Origin of the sequence: Streptomyces sp. Inha503 (assembly GCF_047215865.1) — a bacterium.
GTDB classification, from domain to species: domain Bacteria; phylum Actinomycetota; class Actinomycetes; order Streptomycetales; family Streptomycetaceae; genus Streptomyces; species Streptomyces lycopersici.
This window is the reverse complement of sequence record NZ_CP178360.1, coordinates 4,683,106-4,706,912: the sequence shown is the minus strand read 5'-3', so window position 1 is coordinate 4,706,912 and position 23,807 is coordinate 4,683,106. Positions and strand designations below refer to the sequence as shown.

The following is a 23,807-nucleotide window of genomic DNA, read 5'->3' as shown; positions in this document are numbered from 1 at the left end:
GTCTCGGGCGCTATTCGGCCTCGAGCCAGCCGTCGTACTCGTCCGCGAGCGCGTCCAGCGCGGTCGGGTCCAGCCCGCCGGCCGGGTCCTCGACCACCACCAGCCACTGGGCGTCCTCGGCGTCGTCCTCGCCCGCCAGGGCGTCCCGCACCAACTGGGGCTCCTGGGTGATGCCGAAGCGCCCGGGGAGGGCCTCGGCCACCTCCTCCGCCGCGTCGCGGTCGGGGAGCACCAGGATGTGCCGGGCGGGGCGGGCGCCGGTCAGTCCTTCATCGATCACCGGAACATTGTCGGACATCGGGCGGCGGGGCTGTCGGTGGTCCGTGGGATGCTGGACCGCGATGGCCAGGAAGACGACGACCGACGATCCACTCGCCCCGGTGACCCTCGCCGTGGGCCAGGAGGAGCTGCTGCTCGACCGCGCCGTGCAGCAGGTGGTGGCGGCCGCGCGCGCGGCCGACCCCGACACCGATGTGCGCGACCTCATGCCCGACGCGCTCCAGCCCGGCACCCTTGCCGAGCTGACCAGCCCCTCGCTCTTCGCGGAGCGCAAGGTCGTGGTGGTGCGCAACGCACAGGATCTGTCGGCCGACACGATCAAGGACGTGAAGGGCTACCTCGGCACCCCCGCCGAGGAGATCACCCTGGTGCTGCTGCACGCGGGCGGCGCCAAGGGCAAGGGGCTGCTCGACGCCGCGCGTAAAGCCGGGGCGCGCGAGGTCGCCTGTCCCAAGATGACCAAGCCCGCCGACCGGCTGGCGTTCGTACGGTCGGAGTTCCGCGCCACCGGCCGGTCCGCCACCCCCGAGGCGTGCCAGGCGCTGGTCGACGCCATCGGGAGCGATCTGCGCGAGCTGGCCAGCGCGGTCTCCCAGCTCGTGGCCGATGTCGAGGGCACGATCGACGAGGCCGTCGTCGCCCGCTACTACACCGGCCGTGCCGAGGCGTCCAGCTTCACCGTCGCCGACCGCGCCGTCGAGGGCCGCGCGGCCGAGGCGCTGGAGGCCCTGCGCTGGGCCGTCTCCACCGGGGTGCCGCCGGTGCTGATCACCAGCGCCCTGGCCCAGGGCGTCCGCTCCATCGGCAAGCTGGCCTCCGCGCCGCGCGGCGCCCGCCCCGGCGACCTCGCCCGTGAGCTGGGCATGCCGCCGTGGAAGATCGACCGGGTGCGGCAGCAGATGCGCGGCTGGTCGGCGGACGGCGTGGCGATCGCGCTGCGCGCCGTCGCGGAGGCCGACGCGGGGGTCAAGGGCGGCGGGGACGATCCGGAGTACGCCCTGGAGAAGGCCGTCGTCACGATCGCCCGCGCCGCCCGGGCGGGCCGCCGCTAGCCGCCGGGCGGGGGCGCGGGGGTAGGGGGGCGCGTTTCGTTCCCGGTTACCCCTTCATCTTCTCCAGCGTCGCCTTCGCGCTCTTCCTGAGCATCTCGGTAGCCTCCTCAGGCGTCTTGGCCGAGGCGCTGGAGGAGGTCGACACATACTCCGACCAGGTCGACTGATAGGTCATCCAGCCGTCCCGCACGGCGAGGATCACATAGGCGCCGGTGTTGGAGGTGCTGCTCTTGCTCTCCTGCCTCACCACATACGCCTCTTCGCCCAGCCCCTTGACCGGGCTCACCTCATAGCTGTAAGTGGACGTCTTCTGGTCCTCGTACGCCCGGTACTCGGCCTCGAACTCGGGGCCGGGGTCGGTCTTCTTGTGCAGCGAAGCCGTTGTGTAGAGCCACACCGAGGAGTAGTCGCTGCTGCCCGCGCCGGTCGGCTCGAAGTCGATGTTGCAGGTCATCGAGTCCAGCGCGGGGTTCTCGGAGCTGCTGTGCTGGGGGTTGGACGACGAACCGCTCTCGTCCTTCTCCTGGTACCCGGAGTCCTCGATGGCCTGGGAGTCCGTCGAGCCGCACAGGTTGGTCGTATAGCGGTAGCCCGCGAGATCGGCCTCCGCCTCGTTCCCGTCGAAGCCTCCCGTGGCGAACAGCACCCCGGCCCAGACCGCCGAGGCGACGACGGCCCCGCCCAGCCCCCACAGCCAGCCCTTGCCGCCGCCCCCGCCCCCGGCTCCGGGGCCCATGGGAGGCACCCCGGGAGGCGTGCCCGGCGCGCCCATCGGGCCGTAGCCGCCGCCAAGGGGGACGGAAGGCATCGTCGGCTGGGCGGCGTACGGATTGTACTGAGGCGGCTGAGGCATCTGAGGCGGTTGGGGCGGCTGCGGCGGCCCGTACGGATTGGGTGTTTCCCCCGGTGTCGACATGACGTGAACATACCCGAATTAAGCGCGAAAGCCCCGCGCTGTCCTGGGGGAAAGGACAGGCGCGGGGCCTTCGTATCGATCAAGTGCGCCGCACCCGCGTGGCGAACGCAGGCCGCGTGCGGCGCGGTACCGCTGAAGGGGCCGAAGAGGCTCTCGGCTGCCGGTCGGAGCGGGTGAGAGGGACCGCTGTGTCCAAACCGGCCGGAGACCAGCCCCGGAAGGCGCGTCAGCCTTCGAGGTCAGCCCGAAGGCGTCAGCCCTGGATGCTGGAGACCTGCTGGGCGAGCGCCGACTTCTTGTTGGCGGCGTTGTTCTTGTGCAGAACGCCCTTGCTGACGGCCTTGTCGAGCTTGCGCCCGGCGATGCGGATGGCCTCGGCGGCCTTCTCGGCGTCACCGGCGGCCACGGCCTCGCGGGTGCGGCGGATGGCGGTCTTCAGCTCGGACTTGACCGCCTTGTTGCGCAGGCGCGCCTTCTCGTTCGTCTTGTTCCGCTTGATCTGGGACTTGATGTTCGCCACGTAAAAGCCTTCGCAGGTTCGTTGGGTTTCACTTGCTTCGTGGTGTGTCCGCGCCCGTCGAGACGCCCATCGGGACGTCCGTGAAGACGACCATGGCGCCCCCCACGGAGATGTCCTCGGAGATCTCCGTGAAAGAGGGGGCACAAGACACAGTCGGCCAGGTTACCAGCAGGGTCCATGGCGTCCCAAACCCGGAAGAGGTCGCCATTCATGGGACCATGGACGGGACTGACCCATACCGATAACACCGAGTCCCGCCTAGACACAGGACCCTGCGTGCCCGCGACCCCTACCAATGTGCCGGAGCCGAGCCGTACCGACCCGGCCCTGATCCGTAACTTCTGCATCATCGCGCACATCGACCACGGCAAGTCGACGCTCGCCGACCGCATGCTCCAGCTGACCGGGGTGGTCGAGCAGCGGCAGATGCGCGCGCAGTATCTCGACCGCATGGACATCGAGCGCGAGCGCGGCATCACGATCAAGTCCCAGGCGGTCCGGCTGCCCTGGGCGCCGACGAAGGACGAGGGCGGCGAGCCCGCCACCCATATCCTCAACATGATCGACACCCCCGGCCATGTGGACTTCACCTATGAGGTCTCGCGTTCCCTCGCCGCGTGCGAGGGCTGCATCCTGCTGGTCGACGCGGCCCAGGGCATCGAGGCCCAGACCCTCGCCAACCTCTATCTGGCGATGGAGCACGACCTCACGATCATCCCGGTCCTCAACAAGATCGACCTGCCCGCCGCCCAGCCCGAGAAGTACGCCGCCGAGCTGGCCCACCTCATCGGCTGCGACCCCTCCGACGTGCTGAAGGTCTCCGCCAAGACCGGCGAGGGCGTGGCCGAGCTGCTGGACCGGGTCGTCAAGCTGGTGCCCGCTCCGGTGGGCGTCCATGACGCCCCCGCCCGCGCGATGATCTTCGACTCCGTCTATGACGCCTACCGGGGCGTCGTGACCTATGTGAAGGTCGTCGACGGCACGCTCAGCAAGCGCGAGCGGATCAGGATGATGTCCACCGGCGCCGCCCATGAGCTCCTGGAGATCGGCACCAACTCGCCGGAGATGACCCCCGCCGACGGGCTGTCCGTGGGCGAGGTGGGCTATCTGATCACCGGTGTGAAGGATGTCCGCCAGTCCAAGGTGGGTGACACGATCACCCAGGTCAGCGGCGGTGCTCAGGAGCCGCTGGGCGGCTACAAGGACCCCAAGCCGATGGTGTTCTCGGGCCTGTATCCGCTGGATGGCTCGGACTACCCCGAACTGCGCGAGGCCCTGGACAAGCTCCAGCTCAACGATGCCGCGCTGGTCTACGAGCCGGAGACCTCGGCCGCGCTCGGCTTCGGCTTCCGCGTCGGCTTCCTCGGGCTGCTGCACCTGGAGGTCATCCGTGAGCGCCTGGAGCGCGAATTCAATCTCGATCTGATCGCCACCGCGCCCAATGTGGTCTATCGGGTGGAGATGGAGGACGGCACCGAGCACACGGTGACCAACCCCAGCGAGTTCCCGGTGGGCAAGATCGCCACAGTGCACGAGCCGGTCGTCCGGGGCACCATCCTCGCCCCGAGCGAGTTCATCGGCGCGATCATGGAGCTGTGCCAGAACCGCCGCGGGGTGCTGCTCGGCATGGACTACCTCTCCGAGGACCGGGTCGAGATCCGCTACACCCTGCCGCTCGCCGAGGTCGTCTTCGACTTCTTCGACCAGCTGAAGTCCAAGACCCGCGGCTATGCCTCGCTCGACTACGAGCCCACCGGTGAGCAGACCTCCGAGCTGGTCAAGGTCGACATCCTGCTGCACGGCGACAAGGTGGACGCGTTCTCGGCGATCACCCACAAGGACAAGGCGTACGCGTACGGCGTCCGGCTGGTCGCCAAGCTGCGCGAGCTCATCCCGCGGCAGAACTTCGAGGTGCCCATCCAGGCGGCCATCGGCTCCCGGGTGATCGCCCGTGAGACGGTCCGTGCCATCCGTAAGGACGTCCTCGCCAAGTGCTACGGCGGTGACATCTCCCGTAAGCGGAAGCTGCTGGAGAAGCAGAAGGAAGGCAAGAAGCGGATGAAGATGGTCGGCAGCGTGGAGGTGCCCCAGGAGGCCTTCATCGCGGTGCTGTCCTCCGACTCCGACGGCAAGGACTCCAAGGCGAAGAAGTAGGGCCTCGCCCCGGGAGAACAGGACTCCGCCCCGGAGAAATGGCCCCAAGGCCGGAGCACCGGGGACAGTGTGGTCAGCGGGCCTGGCGTGATGGATGCGCCGGGCCCGCCGCCCTCCGGGGATTCTCTTGGGCATCTCGTGAGAACAACGTGACCCGGCCCCCTTACGCCGTAAGGATTCGGCCCCTACCCTGATCACCTACTTGAAGGTTACTCGCGAGTCACCAAGCAATGATGCGGGCCCCGGAGGATGCCGTGACCGACACACAGAACTTGCTCGAGAACCGGCCGCCGTCCCTGGCGACGCACTTCCTCCAGCGCGTCGAGGCGACACCGGACAAGGAGGCGTACCGGTATCCGGTGCCTCCTGCCTCGGGCACGGGCCCCGATGAGTGGCGGCCGCTGACCTGGCGGGAAAGCGCGGATCGGGTCTTCGCCATCGCCGCCGGGCTGATCGATCTGGGCATCCGCCCCGAGGAGCGGGTGGCGCTGGCCTCCTCGACCCGCGTGGAGTGGATCCTGGCCGACCTCGGCGTGCTGTGCGCGGGCGCGGCCACCACCACGGTCTACCCGACCACCAACGCCGACGAGACCTCCTTCATCCTCTCCGACTCCGGCAGCCGGGTGCTGATCGCCGAGGACGCGGCGCAGCTCACCAAGGTGCGGGCGCAGCGCGAGGAACTTCCCGAGCTGGCCCATGTGGTGGTGATCCAGGCCGATGACGCGATCCCCGCCGCGGACGACCCCGAGGGCTGGGTGCTCTCGCTCACCGAGCTGGAGAAGCGGGGCACGGCCCTGCTGGAACGGCAGCCGGACGCCGTACGGGAGCGGATGGACGCCCTGCGCAGCGATCAGCTGGCGACGCTCATCTACACCTCCGGTACCACCGGGCGCCCCAAGGGCGTACGCCTGGCGCATGACTCCTGGTCTTACATGGCCATTGTGATCGGTAATCAGGACGGACTGCTCTTCCCCGACGATGTGCAGTACCTGTGGCTGCCGCTCGCGCATGTTTTCGGCAAGGTGCTGACGGCGGGGCAGATCTACGTCGGCCACACCACGGCGGTGGACGGCCGGGTCGACAAGATCATCGAGAATCTGCCGGTGGTCCGGCCGACCTATATGTGCGCCGTGCCGCGGATCTTCGAGAAGGTCTACAACGGGGTGGCCCAGCGGGCGCGCGAGGGCGGGGCGGCCCAGTACAAGATCTTCCAGTGGGCGGCCGAGGTCGCCCGCGACTACGCCAGGGTCTCTCAGGACAACTTCCGCCGCACCGGCACCGCCTCCGTGCCCTTCGGCCTCCGGGCCCAGCACGCGGTGGCCGACAAGCTGGTCTACGGCAAGCTGCGCGAGGCGTTCGGCGGTCGGCTGCGGGCCGCGGTGTCCGGCTCCGCCGCGCTCGCGCCCGACATCGGCTACTTCTTCGCGGGCGCCGGGATCAACATCCTGGAGGGCTACGGCCTGACCGAGTCCAGCGCCGCCAGCTTCCTCAACCCGGCGGACTACCGCACCGGCACGGTCGGCAAGGCGTTCCCGGGCCTGGAGGTGCGGTTCGCCGAGGACGGCGAGGTGCTGCTGCGCGGCCCCGGCATCATGCAGGGCTACCACGGGCTGCCGGAGCTGACCGCGCAGGTGCTGGAGTCCGACGGCTGGTTCCACACCGGGGACATCGGCGAGCTGTCCCCGGACGGCTATCTGCGGATCACCGACCGCAAGAAGGACCTGATCAAGACGTCGGGCGGCAAGTACGTGGCCCCGGCGGAGGTCGAGGGCCAGTTCAAGGCGGTGTGCCCGTTCGTCTCCAACATCCTGGTGCACGGCGCCGACCGCAATTACTGCACCGCGCTGATCGCCCTCGACGAGCCCACGATCATGAAGTGGGCGGGCGACCACGGCCTCGGCGGCAAGACCTACGCGGAGGTCGTGGACACCGATGAGGTGCGGGAGCTGATCGGCGGCCACGTGCAGCGGCTCAACGACGGGCTACAGCGCTGGCAGACGATCAAGAAGTTCCGGCTGCTGCCCCGCGATCTGGATGTGGAACACGGGGAGTTGACGCCCAGCCTGAAGCTCAAGCGCCCGGTCGTCGAGCGTGAGTACAAGGATCTGATCGAGGACATGTACGCGGGCGCGCGGGAGGTTTAACGGGCAAGTATACGACCCCGCACCGGATTTCAGGTTGACCGGCCCGCCGGACACATGAATTTTCCCCTTATCGCGGTTCACTTGCGTAACCCGGTGCATATGAGGGCGGTCCGTCTGTCACTCTGTCCGTGCCGGATACGGTTACGGATACGGCGTTATGACGGAGCTTCTTCAGGAGCCGCACAGTGGGGACGTCATCTTCTGCCACTTCTGGTGGGTCGGTTGAGGGCGGTGGGGTGGTTCTACCGGTCGGGGGTGGGGTCGGCCCCATCCGTACCAGCGCGTCGGCACGCGTCAGCCTGCCCTGTAGTCCGCTCGCGGCCTCGGCCGCGCGCCGGTTCGTCCGTGCCGCCCTCGCCGACTGGGCCGCGCTGGAGGTCCCGGCCGCCGACCGGATCACCGACCCGGTGGCGGACGAGGCCGTACTGCTGGTGAGCGAGCTGGTCACCAACGCGGTGGTGCACGCCGGCACCGCCGTCGAGGTGAGCTGTGCGCTGGATGTGTCGGACCGCGAGGGCGAGCCGCCGTCCCTGGTGGTGGAGGTGACCGATCACCATCCCACCCGGGTGGTGCGCGGCGATCCGCCGGACGCGGACGAGCCGCCGGAGTACGCCGGGGGCCACGGGCTGCGGCTGGTGTCCGAGATCGCCGAGTCCTGGGGGACGACCTACCGGCGGGCGACCAAGTCGGTGTGGTTCCAGATGGCGGTGGCGCCCACGGGCCAGGCGGCCGCGGGCGGCATGGGCTCGGCCTTCATGGACGCCGCGGCCGCCGTGGACGTCGGAGATGCCGTGGACGCGGCGGACGCGGACGCGGCCGGGCCGGACGGCGGCTTCGGGACGGGGGTCGTCCCCGGGGGCCTGGAAACCGTTCCCGAGGGCCTGGGGACCGTCGGTGAAGGCCGTAAGGAGGCCATCGAGATCGTCGCGCCCGCGCAGGGCCTCGTCCCGGCCCGCCGTGACCCCGAGTGGATCCAGCGCGGCGCGCTCTCCTTCCTCGCCGAGGCGTCCGATCTGCTGGCCGGGCAGTTCGACGAGGACATGGTGACCTCGCTCGCCGGACAGCTGCTGGTGCCCCGGCTCGCCGACTGGTGCGCGATCTGGCTCGACTCCACCAGCGGCCCGCCCCGTCTTGCCCGGGTCTGGCACGCCAGCGAGGGGCGCATCGAGGGCCTGCGGCAGGTGCTGGAGAAGGAGCCGCCCCATGTGCCCACCGCGGTCCGAGGCAGCGCCGTGGAGTGGCCCTGGCCGGCCGATCCCGCCGCGTACGGACCCGGTGGCGCGGCCCTCGCATGCCGGCTGGTGGCGGGCGGCCGCGCGCTCGGCACGCTGCTGCTGGGGCGGGCCGGGCTGGTGCGGATGCCGGCCGAAGTGGTCGGCCTGATCGAGGACTTCGCCCGCCGCGTCGCCCTGGCGCTCGCCTCCGCCCGCCGCTACACCCGCCAGGCGACCATCAGCCGGGTGCTCCAGCGCGGGCTGCTGCCGTCCGTGATCCCGCGGATCCCCGGGGTCGAGTCGGCGGTGGTGTACGAGCCGACCGGCGAGATCTCCGCCGGGGGCGACTTCTACGACGTCTTCCCGGCCGGTGACGGCCGCTGGTGCTTCGTCCTGGGCGACGTCTGCGGGAACGGCCCGGAGGCGGCCGTGGTGACCGGCCTGGTCCGGCCCTGGCTGCGGCTGCTCGCCCGCGAGGGGTATGGCGTGGGGGAGGTCCTGGACCGGCTCAACCAGCTGCTGGGCGAGGAGGCGGTGGAGCAGGCCGTCGAGGGCGCCGCGGAGGCCGTGGTGGCCGGTGTGGAGGCCGTGGGAGGCCCCGCCGGGGTCGTGGAGCTGGTGGACGGCGGCCTGGTCGGAGGCGCCGGGCTGTCGACGGGCGGCGGGGTCGCGCGGTTCCTGTCGCTGCTGTACGGGGAGCTGGAGCCGCTGGGCGACGGCCTGGGGGTGCGCTGCACGCTGGCCAGCGCGGGGCATCCGCTGCCGCTGGTGCTGCGGCCCGACGGCGAGGTGCGGACGGTCGCGGCGCCGCAGATATTGCTGGGCGTCGTGGACGATGTGTCGTACGAGAGTGAATCGTTCGATCTGACGCCCGGGGAAACGCTGCTCTGTGTGACGGACGGGGTGACGGAGCACCGATCGGGCGACCGGCAGTTCGACGACGAGGACGGCTTGGCGGCGGCGTTCGCGCTGTGCGGAGGGCTGAGCGCGCGGCAGGTCGCGGAGCGGGTGCGCCGGGCGGTGGACGACTTCGCGGCGGAGCCGCCGGACGACGATCTGGCGATGCTGGTCCTGAAGGTGCTCTAGGGATGCTCTAGGTGCGCTGTCCGGCGGGTCGTGACGCCTGCGGCGGGCTGTTCCCCTCCCCGCCCCTTCCCGAAACTGGGGCTCCGCCCCAGACCCCGGGAGGGGCGGGGAGGGGAAGTATCGCTATGCGGCTCCGCCGCGTGGTCCGCCGGACACCTCGTAGGCCCGGTCGCCTGGGGCCGTGGGGTCCGGCCGCCGGGGGCCGCCGCGGCTGGGCGCCGTCTCGTGGTCCCTGGTGGCGCCGGTCGTGCCGGACAATGGGGGCATGCCTTCCGTATTGCCTGATGGTGAGCCCATGCCCGAGGACGGCGCACTGCCCGCGACCGCTTTGGCGGGGGTGGAGCGGCGGCCGCTGGGGTTCTATCTGCACGTGCCGTACTGCGCCACCCGCTGCGGCTACTGCGACTTCAACACCTACACCGCCAGTGAGCTGCGCGGTTCCGGCGGTGTGCTCGCCTCGCGGGACAACTACGCCGAGCAGGTCGTCGAGGAGGTACGGCTGGCGCGGAAGGTGCTGGGGGACGACCCGCGGACCGTGGAGACCGTGTTCGTCGGCGGCGGGACCCCGACCCTGCTCGCGGCGGCGGACCTCGGGCGGATGCTGGGGGCGATCCGGGACGAGTTCGGGCTGGCCGAGGGGGCCGAGGTCACGACCGAGGCCAATCCGGAGTCGGTCGATCCGCGGTATCTGGCGGAGCTGCGGGAGGCGGGGTTCAACCGGATCTCCTTCGGGATGCAGAGCGCCCGGCAGCACGTCCTGGAGGTGCTGGACCGCAACCACACCCCGGGCCGTCCGGAGGCGTGTGTGGCCGAGGCGCGGGCGGCCGGTTTCGGCCATGTGAACCTGGACCTGATCTACGGGACGCCCGGCGAGAGCGACGCGGACTGGCGGGCCTCCCTGGAGGCTGCCCTCGGGGCGGGCCCGGACCATGTGTCGGCGTATGCGCTGATCGTGGAGGAGGGCACTCAGCTGGCGCGGCGGATCCGGCGCGGCGAGGTGCCGATGACCGACGACGATGTGCACGCGGACCGCTATCTGATCGCCGAGGAGACCCTTACGGCTGCCGGGTTCGCCTGGTACGAGGTCTCCAACTGGGCCACCTCGCCCGCCGGGCGCTGCCGCCACAACGAGCTGTACTGGCGCGGCGCCGACTGGTGGGGCGCGGGCCCCGGCGCACACAGCCATGTGGGCGGTGTGCGGTGGTGGAACGTGAAGCACCCCGGGGCGTACGCGCAGGCCCTGGGCGAGGGCCGGTCGCCCGGCGCGGGCCGGGAGCTGCTGTCCGCCGAGGAGCGCCGGGTGGAGCGGATCCTGCTGGAGCTGCGGCTGGCCGAGGGCTGCCCGCTGGAGCTGCTGCGGCCGGCCGGGGCGGCGGCCGCGGCACGGGCCCTGGAGGACGGTCTGCTGGAACCGGAGCCGTACGGGCGCGGGCAGGCCGTGCTCACGCTCCGGGGGCGGCTGCTGGCGGATGCGGTGGTGCGGGACCTGGTGGACTGAGGCGGGGGCCGTCAGCCCTGGGGAGCCGTCACGAAGTCGATCAATTCCTCGACTCGTCCCAGGAGCTCCGGCTGGAGGTCCTTGTAGGAGTGGACCGAGGACAGGATCCGCTGCCAGGCGGCCCCGGTGTTCTCCGGCCAGCCCAGGGCGCGGCAGACGCCCTTCTTCCAGTCCTGGCCGTGCGGCACCGCCGGCCAGGCCGGGATGGAGAGGGAGGACGGCTTCACGGCCTCCCAGATGTCGATGTAGGGGTGGCCGAGAACCAGCACATGCTCGCCGGTGACCTGTGCGGCGATACGGGACTCCTTGGAGCCCGTCACCAGATGGTCGACGAGGACGCCGAGCCGGGCGTCCGGGCCGGGGGCGAAGTCCTCGACGATGGCGGGCAGGTCGTCGACGCCCTCCAGGTACTCCACGACGACGCCCTCGATGCGCAGATCGTCGCCCCAGACCCGCTCGACCAGCTCCGCGTCATGGCGCCCCTCGACATAGATGCGCCCCGCGCGGGCGACCCTCGCACGGGCTCCCGGCACGGCGATCGACCCCGAGGCCGTGCGCTGGGGCGCGCTGGGGGCGGCCGCACGCGGGCGTACGAGGGTGACGACGCGACCCTCGAGCAGAAAACCGCGCGGCTCCATGGGGAAGACGCGATGTTTGCCGAAGCGGTCCTCCAGAGTGACCGTCGGCCCCTGGGCGGTCTTCTCGCAGCGGATCACGGCACCACAGAATCCGGTGCTGACCTCCTCCACGACGAGGTCCGGTTCGGCGGGGACCTCGGGGGCGGGCCGCTGCCGCTTCCAGGGCGGGGTCAGGTCCGGGTCGTACTGTCGCATCCGGATGACGATAGCGCGCGACGGAGGCCCGCTCCCGCAGGCGCACAACTAGGCGAACGACTAGAGCGAGGGTCAGCCGGACACGCCGAAGCGGGCGGCCAGTTCGTCGCGTTGGGTCCGTACGAACGCGGCGTCCACCACGGAGCCGTGCCCCGGTACGTACCGCGCGTCCGGGCCGCCGAGGGCGAGCAGCCGGTCGAGCGCGGCGGGCCAGTGGCCGGGGATCGCGTCGGGCCCGGCCTGGGGCGTGCCGGACTCCTCCACCAGATCGCCGCAGAAGACCACCTCGGGTCGGCCGGACACCAGGACGGCCAGGTCGTGGGCGGTGTGGCCGGGCCCCACATTGGCCAGCAGCACCGTACGGTCGCCGAGGTCGAGGGTGAGCTCCCCGCAGACCAGGTGGTGCGGGGAGGCCATATGGTCCACGGCCTCGGTGGCGGCGTCCCGGTCCACTCCGTGGCGGATCGCGTCCTCGCGCAGCGTCTCCCGCTCACGGCGCAGCAGCTCGTCCAGTCCCGTGGCCCCGTAGACCTCGCAGCCCGCGAAGGCGGCCGAGCCCAGGACGTGGTCGAAGTGCGGATGGGTGAGCGCGATCCGGGTGGGGCGGCGGCCGGTCAGCCGGGTGATCCCGGAGCGCAGCTCGGCCCCGGCGCGCAGGGTCGCGCCGGTGTCCACGACGAGGATGTCGGTCCGTCCGACGACCACGCCGACCGTCTCGTCCCACTCCGGCATCCGACGGCGGGCCACACCGGGCGCGAGCCGCTCCCAGCCCGCCTCTTCCCAACACGTCTCCATACCGCGACGCTAGCTCAACGGGGATGGGGGAGAGTTGCTGCCAGCGGCGGCTCTTGCCCATGCCACCGCCCCCCGCCGTACACTGGCGGAGGGGTTCTGGCACTCGTGCCCGGTGAGTGCCAGGCGGACGACCTGATGAGACCGCTGGACTGGAGGTGCGCGGGGTGCTCAGCGAACGCAGACTCGAGGTGCTGCGTGCCATTGTCCAGGACTATGTGGGGACGGAGGAGCCGGTCGGCTCCAAGGCGCTCACCGAGCGGCACCGGCTGGGCGTCTCCCCGGCCACGGTGCGTAACGACATGGCCGCTCTGGAGGACGAGGGCTTCATCGCCCAGCCGCATACCAGCGCCGGGCGGATCCCCACGGACAAGGGCTATCGCCTCTTCGTGGACAAGCTGGCCGGAGTCAAGCCGCTGTCCAGCCCGGAGCGGCGGGCCATTCAGAACTTCCTGGACGGTGCGGTCGACCTCGACGACGTGGTGGGGCGCACGGTCCGGCTGCTGGCGCAGCTGACCCGGCAGGTGGCGGTGGTGCAGTATCCGTCGCTGACCCGTTCGACGGTGCGCCATGTGGAGCTGCTTCCGCTGGCCCCGGCCCGGGTGATGCTGGTGCTGATCACCGACACCGGCCGGGTGGAGCAGCGCATGGTCGACTGCCCCGCCCCGGTCACCGAGGATTCGCTCGCCGATCTGCGTGCCCGGCTCAACAGCCGGGTCGTGGGGCGGCGTTTCGCGGATGTGCCGCAGTTGGTGCAGGATCTTCCGGAGTCCTTCGAACAGGAGGACCGGGGGACCGTCTCGATCGTACTGGCGACCTTGCTCGAGACGCTCGTGGAGGAGACCGAGGAGCGGCTGATGATCGGCGGCACCGCGAACCTCACGCGTTTCGTGCATGATTTCCCCCTGACGATCCGGCCCGTTCTGGAGGCACTCGAGGAGCAGGTCGTCCTCCTCAAGTTGCTGGGCGAGGCCAAGGACTCGGGTATGACCGTGCGGATCGGGCATGAGAATGCTCACGAGGGGCTCACCGCCACCTCGGTCGTCGCGGTCGGCTACGGTTCCGGCGACGAGGCGGTCGCCAAACTCGGCGTGGTCGGACCGACCCGCATGGATTACCCCGGAACGATGGGAGCGGTACGCGCAGTGGCACGTTACGTCGGACAAATCCTGGCGGAGTCGTAAGTGGCGACGGACTACTACGCAGTCCTGGGCGTGCCTCGTGATGCCTCGCAGGACCAGATCAAGAAGGCATTCCGGCGGCTCGCCCGCGAGCTGCATCCGGACGTGAACCCGGATCCGAAGACCCAGGAGCGGTTCAAGGAGATCAACGCCGCTTATGAGGTCTTGTCGGACCCGCAGAAGAAGCAGGTCTACGACCTGGGCGGGGACCCGAACGCGGGGCCGGGCGGCGGTGGCGCCGGCGGCTTCGGCGCGGGTTTCGGCAACTTCTCCGACATCATGGACGCGTTCTTCGGCACCGCCTCGCAGCGCGGTCCGCGTTCCAGGACCCGGCGCGGTCAGGACGCGATGATCCGGCTGGACGTGGAGCTCAGCGAGGCCGCGTTCGGGACCACGAAGGACATCCAGGTCGACACCGCGGTCGTCTGCACGACGTGCAGCGGCGAGGGCGCGGCGCCGGGCACCTCGGCGCAGACCTGTGACATGTGCCGTGGCCGCGGTGAGGTCTCCCAGGTGACGCGGTCCTTCCTGGGCCAGGTCATGACCTCACGGCCGTGCCCCCAGTGCCAGGGCTTCGGCACCGTGGTGCCGACCCCGTGCCCGGAGTGCGCGGGCGACGGCCGGATCCGCTCGCGGCGCACCCTTACGGTGAAGATCCCCGCCGGCGTGGACAACGGCACCAGGATCCAGCTGGCCGGTGAGGGCGAGGTCGGCCCGGGCGGCGGCCCGGCGGGCGACCTGTACGTGGAGATCCATGAGGTGCCGCACCCCGTCTTCCAGCGGCGCGGCGACGATATGCACTGCACGGTGACGATTCCGATGACCGCGGCGGCCCTGGGCACCAAGGTGCCGCTGGAGACGTTGGACGGCCTGGAGGAGATCGACATCCGGCCCGGCACCCAGTCCGGCCAGTCGGTCCCGCTGCACCAGCGCGGCGTCACCCATCTGCGGGGCGGCGGCCGGGGCGACCTGATCGTGCACGTCGAGGTGACCACCCCGACCAAGCTCGACCCGGAGCAGGAGGAGCTGCTGCGGCGGCTGTCCAAGCTGCGCGGCGAGGAGCGCCCAACCGGCGAGTTCAAGCCGGGGCAGCAAGGGCTGTTCTCGCGCTTGAAGGATGCGTTCAACGGGCGGTAGGCGCTTCGGCCGGGGGTGCGGGGGTTGGCCCCCGGGGGAGTGCGGCAAGCCGGGGCAGCAAGGGCTGTTCTCGCGCTTGAAGGACGCGTTCAACGGGCGCTGAGCAGGTCGGAGGAGGTCCGCTACGGTTCGGGCAGCGCCCCGAAGGGGCGCGGGGCTGTTTCGATGTGCGGCTCGGCCGCGTGGGCGCGACCAGCCACGACGGCGCCGCAGTCGGCCGCCGAGGCATCGCGGCACTTCCAGCGGAGCGCTTCGGCCGGGAAACGGCTCGCGGCGCCCTTGATCCGGTGGTGAGCCGGTGCGGAGGGCATGACACGATGTGGCCATGTCCTCCGCGCTGACCGATCTCTACCGGTACCCGATCGTGCAGGCGCCGATGGCGGGTGGAGCCTCCTGCCCGCAGCTCGCCGCCACCGTCTCCGAGGCCGGTGGCCTCGGTTTCCTCGCCGCCGGCTACAAGACGCCGGAGGCGATGTATGAGGAGATCAAACAGCTGCGGGGGCTGACCGACCGGCCCTTCGGCATCAATCTGTTCATGCCGCAGCCGCCCAACCCGGACCCGGCCGCCGTCGCGGCCTACGGCGAGCGGCTCGCGGGCGAGGCGGCCTGGTACGAGACCCCGCTGGGCGACCCGGAGTCGGGCTCGGACGACGCGTACGACGCCAAGCTGGCCGTGCTCCTCGACAACCCGGTTCCGGTCGTCTCGTTCACCTTCGGCTGCCCGACCCGCGCCGTCCTCGACGCCCTCGCCAAGGTCGGCACCCGTACGGTCGTGACCGTGACCTCGCCCGTCGAGGCGCAGACCGCCCAGTGGGCGGGCGCCGACGCCGTCTGTGTGCAGGGCGTGGAGGCAGGCGGCCACCAGGGCACGTACAGCAATGACCCGGCCGCGGACGGGATGGGCGTCGGGCTCGGGCTGCTGTCGCTGATCACGCTGGTCCGTGAGTACGTCCAGATCCCGATCATCGCGGCGGGCGGGATCATGCGCGGTTCGCAGATCGCCGCGGCGCTGGCCGCGGGCGCGGTCGCGGCCCAGCTGGGGACCGCGTTCCTGGTGTGCCCCGAGTCCGGGGCGAACGCCCTGCACAAGCAGGCGATGACGGATCCGCTGTTCGGCCGCACCGAGCTGACCCGCGCCTTCTCAGGGCGCCCGGCCCGGGGCCTGGTCAACCGCTTCATGCGTGAGCACAGCCCGTACGCGCCCGCCGCCTACCCCCAGTTGCACCACCTGACCTCCGGCCTCCGTAAGGCGGCCGCGAAGGCGGGCGACCCCCAGGGGATGGCGCTGTGGGCCGGGCAGGGCCACCGGCTGGCGCGTGACCTGCCCGCCGCGCGGCTGGTGGACACGCTCGCGGTGGAACTCGACGCGGCGCGGGCCGCGTTGGGCCTTCAGCCCCAGCGGGGTGCGGTGTCGTGACCGCCCCGGTGTTCGTGGCCGACTCCCTGGCGGGGGCGGCCGCGGGGGCCCGGGTCCGGCTGGAGGGCCCGGAGGGGCGCCACGCGGTGTCCGTAAGGCGGCTGCGCGTCGGTGAGCCCGTGGTGCTGACGGACGGTCACGGTACGGGCGTCCAGGGCACCGTGGCGGCCGTCGAGGGCAAGGACCGGCTCGAGGTCGCGGTGGACGAGGTGCGCCGGGAGACCGCCCCGGACCCGAGGATCACCGTGGTCCAGGCGCTGCCCAAGGGCGACCGGGGCGAGCTGGCGGTGGAGACCATGACGGAGACCGGTGTGGACGCCGTCGTGCCGTGGTCGGCCGCCCGCTGCATCACCCAGTGGAAGGGCGAGCGCGGCCTCAAGGCGCTCGGCAAGTGGCGGTCGACGGCGCGTGAGGCGGGCAAGCAGTCCCGTCGGCTGACCTTCCCCGAAGTCACGGACGCGATGACGACCCGGCAGGTTGCCCGGCTTCTCGCCGAATCCCGATTCGCCGCCGTGCTCCACGAGGAGGGCGGGGAACCGCTCGCGACGGCCCAACTGCCATCGAGTGGCGAGATCGTGCTAGTCGTGGGGCCCGAAGGGGGCGTGTCCCCCGAGGAGTTGGCGGCCTTCGCCGAGGCGGGCGCGCGGCCGTACCGGCTGGGCCCGAGCGTGCTGCGCACCTCTACGGCGGGAACGGCGGCCGCCGCGCTGCTGCTCGGCCGCACCGGCCGCTGGGGGTGAGAGGCCCCTTCGGGGCCCCTCACCGGGCACGCCGGCACCTGGCCGAGGACGGCCTTCCGGTTCGCGTCGGCCGATGGGAACCTACCCCCTATGGGGGTATTGAGCCAGGTAAGGCAGGCACGACGGACACGGCGGGCGAGCCGGGCACGGCAGGCGAGCGAGGCATGGAGGACAGGACGGACACGGCGGACAGGACGGGGTCGGACGCTCTTCGCCGTCGCGGCGGTCGGCGCGGTGGCGGTCGCGGTGACGGCATGTGAGCCGACCGGCGGCGGCATCAGCTCCGTGACGGTCGCGATCACCACGGACCAGGTCGCCACCGAGGCGCTGGAGCGGGGCGGTGTCGGCGTCCGCTGGATGAGCTGCAACGCCGAGTTCAGGCACGGCCGTACGGCGGGTGCCGCTTCGCCCTCGCGGAGCGAGCGGGCCGGGGAGACCGACGCACGGGTGGACTGCCACGGCAGGACCGACAACGACAAGGACGTCAGGGTCAGGGGCCGGGTCACCTACGTCCGGGAGGACCACTGCGTCCGGGGCGACTTGACCGGCCAGGTGGACGGCCGGAAGGTCTTCGAGGCGAATGTGATCGGGGAGTGCCAGGGCGGTGGCCGGGACACCGAGAGCCCCCGGCCGACCCGCAGTCCCCCCTGGGAGCACCGGACCACGGAGGCTCCCGAGCCGACCCGTAGCCCTCCCTGGCAGCACCGGACGACCGAGGCCCCTGAGCCGACCCGTAGCCCTCCTTGGGAGCACCGGACGACCGAGGCTCCCGAGCCGACCCGTAGCCCTCCTTGGGAGCACCGGACGACGGAGGCCCCCGAGCCGTCCCAGGGCGAGTAGCCCGCGATCGCTTCCGCCGACGGGCCCTCCCGGTACCATCCGGACCGTACGTGCCGACGATCCGTGAGGAGCCACCGGTGGCGGGAGAACCGCAGGCCGACTGCCTGTTCTGCAAGATTGTGTCGGGGGAGGTGCCGGCCACCGTAGTCCGTGAGACGGACACCACCGTCGCCTTTCGCGACATAAACCCCCAGGCGCCCACGCACGTCCTGGTGATCCCCAAGGCGCACCATCCGGACGCCGCCGCCCTCGCGGCGGCCGACCCGCAGGTCACCGCGGACGTGCTGCGCGAGGCGGGCGCGGTCGCCGCGGATGAGAAGCTCGACGAGACGGGCTACCGCGTGGTGTTCAACACTGGCTCCGGCGCCGGTCAGACCGTCTTCCACGCGCATGCCCACGTCCTGGGCGGCCGCGGGCTCAACTGGCCCCCCGGATAACCCTTGTCCGCGCGGGAACTGATGGTCCTCGGCACCGCCAGCCAGGTGCCGACCCGGCACCGCAACCACAACGGCTATCTGCTGCGCTGGGACGGCGAGGGCCTGCTGTTCGACCCCGGCGAGGGCACCCAGCGCCAGATGGTGAGGGCCGGGGTCGCCGCCCATGACATCGACCGGATCTGCGTCACCCACTTCCACGGGGACCACTCCCTGGGCCTGGCCGGGGTGATCCAGCGGATCAACCTCGACCGGGTGCCGCACCGGGTGACCGCCCACTACCCGGCGAGCGGACAGCGGTTCTTCGAGCGGCTGCGCTACGCGACCGCCTACCGCGAGACGGTCGCGCTGACCGAGGAGCCGGTCGCCGGTGACGGCGCGGTGCTGGCCCGCACCCCCGCGTACACGCTGGAGGCCGCCCGGCTCTCGCACCCCGTCGAGTCCTACGGCTACCGGCTGATCGAACCGGACGGCCGCAGGATGCTGCCCGAGCGGCTCGCCGCGCTCGGCGTCCGCGGTCCGGAGATCGGCCGGCTCCAGCGGGACCGGGTGCTGGAGATCGAGGGGCGCACGGTGGCGATCGAGGAGGTCAGCGAGGTGCGCCGGGGGCAGCGCTTCGCGTTCATCATGGACACCCGGCTGTGCGACGGCGCCGACGCCCTGGCACAGGGGTGCGATCTGCTGGTCATCGAGTCGACCTTCCTGGACGAGGAGGAGGCCCTGGCCGTCGAGTACGGGCATCTGACCGCCGGGCAGGCCGCCCGGCTCGCCGCCGGGGCGGGGGTGCGGCACCTGGTGCTGACGCACTTCTCGCAGCGCTACGGCGACCCTTTTGAATTCGAGCGCCAGGCGCGGGACGCGGGGTTCGACGGGGAGCTCACGGTCGCCCAGGACCTGATGACGGTGGCGCTGCCCAAACGGCGCTGAGGGCGCCCAGCCGGGTCAGCCGGGACCGATGGCCGCCGGGGACCGCCGATGGCCGCCGATGGCCGACGGGACCGATGGCGCCGGGGCCCCGGGGGCCGATGCCCGCCAGGGTGACGCTGGGCCGGGTCCCGGCCCGTTGTCGGTGCCATCGTGCACACTGGCCGCACCCGCATCCGACGGCGGAGGCGGACCGGCAAGACCTGGGAGAGCGCGGTGACGACACACGACGGCGACAAGCTCACGGCGGCGGGCTACCACCTGCTCGACCCGCTCGCGGACGTGCGCCGCCCCGGCGACGCGGACTGCGACGTCTATCTCACCGGCACGGTCTTCCTGGACATCATCTTCACCGGTCTTGACAGCGCCCCGGTCCGCGGCACCGAGTCCTGGGCCCGCGGCATGGGGTCGAGCCCCGGCGGCGTCGCCAATATGGCCACCGCCCTGGCCCGGCTCGGCCTGCGCACCTCGCTCGCCGCCGCCTTCGGCGACGACCACTACGGGGACTACTGCCGGGACGCCTTGGACCACGGCGAGGGCATCGACCTCTCGCTGTCCCGCACGATCCCCGGCTGGCACTCCCCGGTGACCGTCTCCATGGCCTACGAGGGCGAGCGGACCATGGTCTCCCACGGCCATGAGGCCCCGCCGCCCGAGGAGCCCGCGCCCAGCAGCCCGCCCCCGGCCCGCGCCGCCGTGGCCTCCCTGGAGCCCGGCCGCGGCCAGGAGTGGGTCGCCGAGGCCGCCCGCCGCGGCAGCAGGGTCTTCGCGGACGTCGGCTGGGACGACACCGGCCGCTGGGACCCGGCCGACCTCGCCGAGCTGGAGCACTGCGAGGCGTTCCTGCCCAACGCCGAGGAGGCGATGCGCTACACCCGCACCGACTGCCCGCGCGCCGCCGCCCGTGCCCTGTCCGACCTGGTCCCGCTGGCCGTCGTCACGCTCGGCTCCGAGGGGGCGTACGCGGTCGACGGCCGCACCGGCGAGACCGCCGAGGTGCCCGCGATCTCCGTGGAGGCCCTGGACCCGACCGGGGCCGGGGACGTGTTCGTCGCCGGTTTCGTCACCGGCACGCTCGCCGGGTGGCCGCTCGCCGACCGGCTGGCCTTCGCGGGGCTGACCGCCGCGCTGTCGGTGCAGGAGTTCGGCGGCTCGCTGTCGGCGCCCGGCTGGGTCGAGATCGCCGCCTGGTGGCAGCACGCCCGCGCCTACGACGACCAGCCCGCCCGCGCGCTGCGCCGCTACGCCTTCCTCGACCGGCTGCTCCCGGCCGCCGCCCGCCCCTGGCCGCTGCGCCGGGCCGTCCCGACGATCGGTTTCCGCCAGGCGTAGCGCGGGCGCGGGCCGGGCCTGGCTCGGGCCTCGGCCGCTGGATCATCAGGGGGCGCGGGAGGCCCCAGATGAGCGGGGCGATGAGCGGATAGGAGTAAAAGGGCTCGGGTGTTGTCGGTGCTCCGTCGTACCCTTGGAACCCAAGGTTGTCGAGCGGCGAGAACCCTTGTATCGGGAGGTAGAAGCAGGCCAGAGAGCCGGCCCATGACGCAACCAACCACAGCACCGCAGGCGCATGCGCAGTTCACGGTCCCGAACAAGCACCCCATGGTCATGGTCCTGGGATCCGGTGACGCGCTGCTCCGTGTTATCGAGAACGCGTTCCCGGCGACCGATATTCATGTGCGGGGCAACGAAGTCAGCGCCACCGGGGATCCGAAGGAAGTAGCCCTGGTCCAGCGTCTGTTCGACGAGATGATGCTGGTGCTCCGCACCGGTCAACCGATGACGGAGGATGCGGTGGAGCGCTCGATCTCCATGCTGCGCGCGGCTGAGAACGGCGAGAGCGGGGTGGAGGAGACGCCCGCCGAGGTGCTCACCCAGAACATCCTCTCCAACCGCGGCCGGACCATCCGTCCCAAGACGCTCAACCAGAAGCGCTACGTCGACGCCATCGACAAGCACACGGTCGTCTTCGGTATCGGCCCCGCGGGCACCGGCAAGACCTATCTCGCCATGGCCAAGGCGGTCCAGGCGCTCCAGTCCAAGCAGGTCAACCGGATCATCCTCACCCGGCCGGCGGTCGAGGCGGGGGAGCGGCTCGGCTTCCTGCCCGGCACCCTCTACGAGAAGATCGACCCGTATCTGCGGCCGCTCTACGACGCGCTGCACGACATGCTCGACCCCGACTCCATCCCGCGCCTGATGGCCGCGGGCACGATCGAGGTCGCGCCGCTGGCGTACATGCGCGGCCGTACGCTCAACGACGCGTTCATCATCCTCGACGAGGCCCAGAACACGAACCCCGAGCAGATGAAGATGTTCCTCACCCGGCTCGGCTTCGACTCCAAGATAGTGATCACGGGCGACATCACCCAGATCGACCTCCCCGGCGGGACCAAGAGCGGTCTGCGCCAGGTGCGGGAGATCCTGGACGGTGTCGAGGACGTTCACTTCTCCATGCTCACCAGCACCGACGTGGTCCGTCACAAGCTGGTCGGCCGGATCGTCGACGCATACGACCAGTACGACAGCCGCAACGGAAAGTAACCGCGACCCCCATGGCGATCGACGTCAACAACGAATCCGGTACCGATATCGACGAGCGGGCGGTGCTGGACATCGCCCGCTACGCGCTCGCCCGGATGCGTATCCACCCGCTCTCCGAGCTCTCGGTGATCGTCGTCGATGCCGACGCCATGGAGCAGCTGCACATCCAGTGGATGGATCTGCCGGGTCCGACGGATGTCATGTCCTTCCCGATGGACGAGCTGCGCCCGCCGGCCAAGGACGAGGAGGAGCCCCCGCAGGGTCTCCTCGGGGACATCGTGCTCTGCCCCGAAGTGGCCAAGAAGCAGGGGGAGGAGGCGCCGACCGGGCACTCCATGGACGAGGAGCTCCAGCTGCTCACCGTCCACGGCGTCCTCCACCTCCTCGGCTATGACCACGAGGAGGCGGACGAGCGCGCCGAGATGTTCGGCCTCCAGGCCGCCATCGTCGACGGCTGGCGCGCCGAGCAGGGCGTCACCGGCCCGTCCCCGGCCCCCACCGTCCGATGAGTGCGCAACTCGTCACCGCGGCCGTCCTGCTGGTCGTGGTGGCCTGGCTGGCGGCCTGCGCGGAGGCCGGTCTCGCCCGCACCACCCGGTTCCGCGCCGAGGAGGCCGTGCGCTCCGGGCGCCGGGGCAGCGCCAAGCTGATGCTCGTCGCCGAGGACCCCACCCGCTATCTCAATGTGGCCCTGCTGGTCCGGGTCGCCTGCGAGGTCGCGGCGGGCGCGGTCGTCACGTTCGCGAGCCTGCGCGAGTTCCCCGAGACCTGGAAGGCGCTGACCGTCGCGATCGGCGTGATGGTCCTGGTGTCGTACGTGGCCGTCGGCGTCTCCCCGCGCACCATCGGCGCCCAGCACCCGCTCAACACCGCGACCGTCGCCGCCTATGTGCTGATCCCGCTGGCCCGGGTCATGGGCCCCATCCCGCCGCTGCTGATCCTCCTCGGTAACGCGCTCACGCCCGGCAAGGGCTTCCGCAAGGGCCCGTTCGCCTCCGAGGCCGAGCTGCGCGCCCTGGTGGACCTCGCCGAGCAGGAGTCGCTGATCGAGGACGAGGAGCGGCGCATGGTCCACTCCGTCTTCGAGCTCGGCGACACCCTGGTGCGCGAGGTGATGGTGCCGCGCACCGACCTCGTGGTCATCGAGCGCTTCAAGACCATCCGGCAGGCCCTCACCCTCGCCCTGCGCTCCGGCTTCTCCCGGATCCCGGTCACCGGGGAGAACGAGGACGACATCGTCGGGATCGTCTACCTCAAGGACCTGGTCCGCAAGACGCATATCAACCGCGAGGCCGAGACCGAGCTGGTCTCCACCGCGATGCGGCCCGCCGCCTTCGTCCCGGACACCAAGAACGCGGGCGATCTGCTGCGCGAGATGCAGCAGGATCGCAACCACGTGGCCGTGGTGATCGACGAGTACGGCGGCACGGCCGGGATCGTCACCATCGAGGACATCCTCGAGGAGATCGTCGGCGAGATCACCGATGAGTACGACCGCGAGCTGCCGCCCGTCGAGGACCTCGGCGACGGCACCCACCGGGTGACCGCCCGGCTCGCCCTGGGCGACCTCGGCGAGCTGTACGGCACGGATCTGGAGGACGAGGACGTCGAGACGGTGGGCGGGCTGCTCGCCAAGGCGCTCGGCCGGGTGCCCATCGCGGGCGCCAAGGCCGAGGTGGACGTCCCCGAGGGCGGTGTGGACCCCGCGCTCAAGGCGCTGCGGCTGACCGCCGAGTCCCCGGCGGGCCGCCGCAACCGCATCGTCACGGTGCTGGTCGAGCCGGTCCGCGAAACCGCCGCGGCCGAGTAGGCGCTCCGCTGGACGTGCCGCGATGCGTCGTCGGCCGTCCGCGGCGCCGTCGTGGCTGGTCCCACGCGGCGGAGCCGCGTATCGATACAGCCCCGTGCCCCTTCGGGGCGCTGCACCTGCGGTGCGGCCTCTCCGGACCGGCCGCCTCCCGCGCTCCCGCCGTACGCGCCGGGGCGCGGCACGCGCCCGCACGACAGCGGGCCATCGCGCCAGCGCATCGCCAACGCGCGGCCCGCGCTGCGCCATCTGGGTGGAATAGCCGTCCGTTCCCTGGCCCATCTGGCGTAGGCGCCCG

The 23,807-nt window shown here is 71.5% G+C and carries 22 protein-coding genes; 16 read left to right on the top strand and 6 right to left on the bottom strand.

All coding sequences use genetic code 11. The features are described 5' to 3' along the window. Positions 1 to 10: 10 nt before the first annotated feature. Complete coding sequence (locus tag ACJX2R_RS19765; protein WP_413101215.1) at positions 11 to 298, bottom strand: hypothetical protein; 288 nt, start codon at positions 296 to 298, stop codon at positions 11 to 13. Positions 299 to 341: 43 nt separating this feature from the next. Between ACJX2R_RS19765 and holA the strand changes: the two genes are divergently transcribed. Continuing rightward, positions 342 to 1,331: a DNA polymerase III subunit delta gene (gene holA / locus ACJX2R_RS19760; protein ID WP_020871375.1), complete on the top strand. Its 990-nt coding sequence runs from the start codon at positions 342 to 344 to the stop codon at positions 1,329 to 1,331. A gap of 46 nt (positions 1,332 to 1,377) precedes the next feature. On the opposite strand, the gene ACJX2R_RS19755 is transcribed toward holA, so the two are convergent. Beyond that, entirely contained in the window at positions 1,378 to 2,067 is a 690-nt protein-coding gene (locus tag ACJX2R_RS19755; protein ID WP_413101214.1) for a hypothetical protein, read from the bottom strand. A 433-nt stretch (positions 2,068 to 2,500) separates the two neighbouring features. Continuing rightward, positions 2,501 to 2,767, bottom strand: a complete 267-nt coding sequence (rpsT, locus tag ACJX2R_RS19750; RefSeq protein WP_262700020.1) for a 30S ribosomal protein S20 — start codon at positions 2,765 to 2,767, stop codon at positions 2,501 to 2,503. Between the two features lie 276 nt (positions 2,768 to 3,043). On the opposite strand from rpsT, the gene lepA reads away from it, so the two are divergent. The 4 genes from lepA (at position 3,044) to hemW (ending at position 10,863) form a co-directional block, all read left to right on the top strand. Next, complete coding sequence (gene lepA / locus ACJX2R_RS19745) at positions 3,044 to 4,921, top strand: translation elongation factor 4 (protein WP_413101213.1); 1,878 nt, start codon at positions 3,044 to 3,046, stop codon at positions 4,919 to 4,921. A gap of 254 nt (positions 4,922 to 5,175) precedes the next feature. Continuing rightward, positions 5,176 to 7,065 carry an AMP-dependent synthetase/ligase gene (locus ACJX2R_RS19740; protein WP_413101212.1) on the top strand — a complete coding sequence of 630 codons (1,890 nt, stop codon included), beginning with the start codon at positions 5,176 to 5,178 and terminating at the stop codon, positions 7,063 to 7,065. Positions 7,066 to 7,301: 236 nt separating this feature from the next. Further along, positions 7,302 to 9,365, top strand: coding sequence for a SpoIIE family protein phosphatase (locus ACJX2R_RS19735; protein ID WP_413101211.1), 2,064 nt, complete (start codon positions 7,302 to 7,304; stop codon positions 9,363 to 9,365). Positions 9,366 to 9,630: 265 nt separating this feature from the next. After that, positions 9,631 to 10,863 (top strand): radical SAM family heme chaperone HemW, encoded by a 1,233-nt coding sequence (hemW, locus tag ACJX2R_RS19730; RefSeq protein ID WP_413101210.1) that lies wholly within the window; start codon positions 9,631 to 9,633, stop codon positions 10,861 to 10,863. 11 nt (positions 10,864 to 10,874) lie between these two features. On the opposite strand, the gene ACJX2R_RS19725 is transcribed toward hemW, so the two are convergent. Beyond that, positions 10,875 to 11,696: a DUF3097 domain-containing protein gene (locus tag ACJX2R_RS19725; RefSeq protein WP_413101209.1), complete on the bottom strand. Its 822-nt coding sequence runs from the start codon at positions 11,694 to 11,696 to the stop codon at positions 10,875 to 10,877. 72 nt (positions 11,697 to 11,768) lie between these two features. Further along, the gene (locus ACJX2R_RS19720; protein ID WP_413101208.1) at positions 11,769 to 12,491 is read right to left on the bottom strand and encodes an MBL fold metallo-hydrolase; all 723 of its coding nucleotides are present in this window, start codon (positions 12,489 to 12,491) and stop codon (positions 11,769 to 11,771) included. A gap of 164 nt (positions 12,492 to 12,655) precedes the next feature. Between ACJX2R_RS19720 and hrcA the strand changes: the two genes are divergently transcribed. Then, complete coding sequence (hrcA, locus tag ACJX2R_RS19715; RefSeq protein ID WP_413101207.1) at positions 12,656 to 13,672, top strand: heat-inducible transcriptional repressor HrcA; 1,017 nt, start codon at positions 12,656 to 12,658, stop codon at positions 13,670 to 13,672. Then, complete coding sequence (dnaJ, locus tag ACJX2R_RS19710; RefSeq protein WP_037946013.1) at positions 13,673 to 14,806, top strand: molecular chaperone DnaJ; 1,134 nt, start codon at positions 13,673 to 13,675, stop codon at positions 14,804 to 14,806. A 122-nt stretch (positions 14,807 to 14,928) separates the two neighbouring features. On the opposite strand, the gene ACJX2R_RS19705 is transcribed toward dnaJ, so the two are convergent. Next, positions 14,929 to 15,117, bottom strand: a complete 189-nt coding sequence (locus ACJX2R_RS19705) for a hypothetical protein (protein ID WP_413101206.1) — start codon at positions 15,115 to 15,117, stop codon at positions 14,929 to 14,931. Positions 15,118 to 15,131: 14 nt separating this feature from the next. Here ACJX2R_RS19705 and ACJX2R_RS19700 point away from each other — a divergent pair, with 14 nt between their 5' ends. From ACJX2R_RS19700 to ACJX2R_RS19660, 9 genes are all read left to right on the top strand, one after another. Further along, the gene (locus ACJX2R_RS19700; RefSeq protein WP_262700028.1) at positions 15,132 to 16,223 is read left to right on the top strand and encodes a nitronate monooxygenase; all 1,092 of its coding nucleotides are present in this window, start codon (positions 15,132 to 15,134) and stop codon (positions 16,221 to 16,223) included. Further along, positions 16,220 to 16,963 (top strand): 16S rRNA (uracil(1498)-N(3))-methyltransferase, encoded by a 744-nt coding sequence (locus ACJX2R_RS19695; protein WP_262700029.1) that lies wholly within the window; start codon positions 16,220 to 16,222, stop codon positions 16,961 to 16,963. The genes ACJX2R_RS19700 and ACJX2R_RS19695 overlap by 4 nt, the downstream gene beginning before the upstream one ends. 246 nt (positions 16,964 to 17,209) lie before the next feature. Beyond that, on the top strand, positions 17,210 to 17,803 hold the full coding sequence (locus ACJX2R_RS19690; RefSeq protein ID WP_413101205.1) for a hypothetical protein: 594 nt from the start codon (positions 17,210 to 17,212) through the stop codon (positions 17,801 to 17,803). A gap of 77 nt (positions 17,804 to 17,880) precedes the next feature. Next, positions 17,881 to 18,240 carry a histidine triad nucleotide-binding protein gene (locus ACJX2R_RS19685; RefSeq protein ID WP_262700031.1) on the top strand — a complete coding sequence of 120 codons (360 nt, stop codon included), beginning with the start codon at positions 17,881 to 17,883 and terminating at the stop codon, positions 18,238 to 18,240. Between the two features lie 3 nt (positions 18,241 to 18,243). Further along, positions 18,244 to 19,164: a ribonuclease Z gene (locus ACJX2R_RS19680; RefSeq protein ID WP_413101204.1), complete on the top strand. Its 921-nt coding sequence runs from the start codon at positions 18,244 to 18,246 to the stop codon at positions 19,162 to 19,164. Positions 19,165 to 19,377: 213 nt separating this feature from the next. After that, a complete protein-coding gene (locus ACJX2R_RS19675) occupies positions 19,378 to 20,493 on the top strand; it encodes a carbohydrate kinase family protein (protein ID WP_262700033.1) in 1,116 nt (371 codons plus the stop codon). 204 nt (positions 20,494 to 20,697) lie between these two features. Continuing rightward, on the top strand, positions 20,698 to 21,702 hold the full coding sequence (locus ACJX2R_RS19670) for a PhoH family protein (protein WP_262700034.1): 1,005 nt from the start codon (positions 20,698 to 20,700) through the stop codon (positions 21,700 to 21,702). 11 nt (positions 21,703 to 21,713) lie between these two features. Continuing rightward, a complete protein-coding gene (gene ybeY / locus ACJX2R_RS19665; protein WP_413101203.1) occupies positions 21,714 to 22,211 on the top strand; it encodes an rRNA maturation RNase YbeY in 498 nt (165 codons plus the stop codon). Continuing rightward, positions 22,208 to 23,512, top strand: a complete 1,305-nt coding sequence (locus tag ACJX2R_RS19660) for a hemolysin family protein (RefSeq protein ID WP_262700035.1) — start codon at positions 22,208 to 22,210, stop codon at positions 23,510 to 23,512. Before ybeY ends, ACJX2R_RS19660 begins: the two co-directional genes overlap by 4 nt. Positions 23,513 to 23,807 lie beyond the last annotated feature (295 nt).

What these genes read in the sequence shown, in the direction of transcription:
- ACJX2R_RS19765 (WP_413101215.1), bottom strand. Translation starts at nt 298, where the DNA reads ATGTCCGACAATGTTCCGGTGATCGATGAAGGACTGACCGGCGCCCGC.
- holA (WP_020871375.1), top strand. Translation starts at nt 342, where the DNA reads ATGGCCAGGAAGACGACGACCGACGATCCACTCGCCCCGGTGACCCTC.
- ACJX2R_RS19755 (WP_413101214.1), bottom strand. Translation starts at nt 2,067, where the DNA reads ATGGGCCCCGGAGCCGGGGGCGGGGGCGGCGGCAAGGGCTGGCTGTGG.
- hemW (WP_413101210.1), top strand. Translation starts at nt 9,631, where the DNA reads ATGCCTTCCGTATTGCCTGATGGTGAGCCCATGCCCGAGGACGGCGCA.
- ACJX2R_RS19725 (WP_413101209.1), bottom strand. Translation starts at nt 11,696, where the DNA reads ATGCGACAGTACGACCCGGACCTGACCCCGCCCTGGAAGCGGCAGCGG.
- ACJX2R_RS19720 (WP_413101208.1), bottom strand. Translation starts at nt 12,491, where the DNA reads ATGGAGACGTGTTGGGAAGAGGCGGGCTGGGAGCGGCTCGCGCCCGGT.
- ACJX2R_RS19705 (WP_413101206.1), bottom strand. Translation starts at nt 15,117, where the DNA reads ATGCCCTCCGCACCGGCTCACCACCGGATCAAGGGCGCCGCGAGCCGT.
- ACJX2R_RS19700 (WP_262700028.1), top strand. Translation starts at nt 15,132, where the DNA reads ATGTCCTCCGCGCTGACCGATCTCTACCGGTACCCGATCGTGCAGGCG.
- ACJX2R_RS19670 (WP_262700034.1), top strand. Translation starts at nt 20,698, where the DNA reads ATGACGCAACCAACCACAGCACCGCAGGCGCATGCGCAGTTCACGGTC.
- ybeY (WP_413101203.1), top strand. Translation starts at nt 21,714, where the DNA reads ATGGCGATCGACGTCAACAACGAATCCGGTACCGATATCGACGAGCGG.
- ACJX2R_RS19660 (WP_262700035.1), top strand. Translation starts at nt 22,208, where the DNA reads ATGAGTGCGCAACTCGTCACCGCGGCCGTCCTGCTGGTCGTGGTGGCC.